General features: G+C 57.0%; 2 protein-coding genes and 1 pseudogene. 2 read left to right on the top strand and 1 reads right to left on the bottom strand.

The features are described from left to right. A pseudogene (locus tag ACESMW_RS18800) lies at positions 1-696 on the top strand (aconitate hydratase); the annotation flags it as partial. A gap of 98 nt (positions 697-794) precedes the next feature. Next, positions 795-1,334, top strand: coding sequence for a bacterioferritin (locus ACESMW_RS18795; protein ID WP_372988490.1), 540 nt, complete (start codon positions 795-797; stop codon positions 1,332-1,334). A 33-nt stretch (positions 1,335-1,367) separates the two neighbouring features. Here the strand turns inward: ACESMW_RS18795 and ACESMW_RS18790 are convergent. After that, positions 1,368-1,662 (bottom strand): sensor histidine kinase (locus ACESMW_RS18790; protein WP_372988489.1); only part of this gene is annotated, 295 nt, incomplete at its 5' end.

The raw sequence follows: 1,662 nt of genomic DNA, 5'->3' as shown, positions 1-1,662 counted from the left end.
ATCCTGGCACTGCTGGGCGACTCGGTGACCACCGACCATATCTCGCCTGCCGGCTCCTTCAAGCCGGACACCCCTGCCGGTAAATACCTGCAGGAACATGGCGTTGAGCCCAAAGATTTCAACTCCTACGGTTCCCGCCGGGGTAACCACGAAGTGATGATGCGGGGCACCTTCGCCAACGTGCGTATCAGGAACGAGATGCTCGACGGCGTGGAAGGCGGTTACACCAAATTCGTGCCCACCGGCGATCAGATGGCCATATACGATGCCGCCATGAAGTATCAGGAGAAAGGCACGCCGCTGGTGGTCATCGCCGGCAAGGAATACGGAACCGGCTCAAGCCGGGACTGGGCGGCCAAGGGTACTCGCTTGCTGGGCGTTAAAGCCGTGGTGGCCGAATCCTATGAGCGTATCCACCGCTCCAACCTGATCGGGATGGGCGTGATGCCACTCCAGTTCCCGGAAAGCACGGATCGCAAGAGCCTGAAACTCACCGGCGAGGAAACCATCAGCATTGAAGGCCTGTCTGGCGAGATCAAACCGGGCCAGACCCTGACGATGACCGTGAAATACAAGGACGGTTCTACAGAAAGTTGCGAGCTGAAATCGCGGATCGATACCGCAAACGAGGCCGTTTACTTCAAGCATGGCGGCATCCTGCATTATGTAGTGAGAGAGATGTTGCGCACTGCCTGATTGAATGGGTTGGTTGGGCATGGCGGACCTCCGCTGTGCCGAACTCACTCCCAAGTTCAGATTCAGGCAAAATTCGAGAGCGAACAGAGAGAGACATTATGACCGATCAACCGTTTCTGACGGACGTCAAAACCCTTCGTGAAAGAGCGCGCAAACACATTGAAGAAGGGGCTATGACTGAAGGCTATGGCGCCAACCGTGACAATGTGGTGAAGATTCTCAATGAGGCACTGGCAACCGAAATTGTCTGCACGCTGCGTTACAAGAGCCACTATTTCCGCGCCGAGGGTATTAACGCCAATGTTGCTGCTCAGGAGTTCCTCGAGCATGCGGACCAGGAACAGCAGCACGCTGACTGGCTGGCAGAGCGTATTGTGCAACTGGGTGGTAAACCGAACTTCTCCCCTGAAGGCCTTCTAACCAGATCACATGCGGAGTTTGTCGAGGGCGAAACGCTTCGGGAAATGGTGGTCGAGGATCTGGTGGCTGAGCGGATAGCGATCGACAGCTACCGCGAGATTGCCCGCTATCTCGGCGATCAGGATCCCACTTCCCGGCGGATCATTGAGGAAATCCTGGCCCAGGAAGAAGAGCACGCCGACGATATGGCCGGTTTGCTGGAAGGGCTGGATAGCTGAGCGTCAAGTGCCAGTGACGAAGGGCGCTACCGGTCAGGTGGCGCCGTTGTCGCCTGGTTCGACTAGGGGCAGGCTCAGCCAGAAGCAGGCGCCTTTGCCCTCTTCGGAGTCGAAGCCGACTTCCCCTCCCATGGCATGCATCAGCTCCAGGGTGATGGCCAACCCCAGACCGGTGCCTTCCTTGCTGCGTGAAGATGAGGCGTTTGCCTGGGCAAACTTCTGGAATATCTGGTCTCGAAAACTCTCAGGCACACCTGGACCCTCATCTTTGACTTCAATCCGGATTTCCTGATCCAGCTGTTTGATGCTGACGTTGACAACTCCACGG

Origin of the sequence: Marinobacter sp., assembly GCF_041690455.1 — a bacterium.
Classification (GTDB): Bacteria; Pseudomonadota; Gammaproteobacteria; order Pseudomonadales; family Oleiphilaceae; genus Marinobacter.
The sequence above is the reverse complement of the archived record's forward strand: the minus strand, read 5'-3'. Positions and strand labels throughout refer to the sequence as shown.

Excerpts from the sequence above, each read along its gene's own strand:
- ACESMW_RS18795 (WP_372988490.1), top strand. The coding sequence starts at position 795 with ATGACCGATCAACCGTTTCTGACGGACGTCAAAACCCTTCGTGAAAGA.